Genomic DNA, 533 nt, shown 5'->3' with positions numbered 1-533 from the left:
CCAGCGTGCGCTTTGGCAATGCAACGTCATGCAAGAGCCGTCGCGGTTGGACCGTGGGCATGGCCTCCGCAACCTGGGCCGCGCGCGCAACAGGTGGAGATTTCGCCTTTGGAAAATATTTGCGCCGCTGCCGCACCGCCGTGTCGATGGCGTCGTGCATGACCACGCCCTTATAGGCCTGCCCTTCCTCCTGAAGCACGTCCAGCAACCGGCTACGTCCGCATTGCGGACAGCGGATGCGCCGTCGCCGTTGCGGATCGAACCCGCCCGAGAGGAATCCGCCCTCGAAGCCGCAGCGCAGACATTGGGCCTGCGGAGCGATTCGCACTCCCAGCCGCACCTTCGCCTCCCAGCGTCCGGTCGGATCAAGCTCCAGCAGATACTTGCGAAACGCGAGCAACCACGTGAGCATGGCCTTCTGGGTACGCCCGAGTCGCTTGCGAGCCTGCAACAACGACATTTGCCGCGAGAGCAACGGGATCATCGCCGTCCCTTTTTCGCGGCCGACCAATCGTGCGAACGGTGTTCCGGTC

General features: G+C 64.2%; 1 protein-coding gene. It reads right to left on the bottom strand.

Annotated features, from left to right (window positions below; all coding sequences use genetic code 11):
* Positions 1–533 (bottom strand): DUF746 domain-containing protein (locus FKZ59_RS14555; protein WP_220125051.1); only part of this gene is annotated, 533 nt, incomplete at both ends.

The sequence above is a fragment of the Ureibacillus terrenus genome, assembly GCF_006569205.1.
Classification (GTDB): domain Bacteria; phylum Bacillota; class Bacilli; order Bacillales_A; family Planococcaceae; genus Ureibacillus; species Ureibacillus terrenus.
The sequence above is the reverse complement of the archived record's forward strand: the minus strand, read 5'-3'. Positions and strand labels throughout refer to the sequence as shown.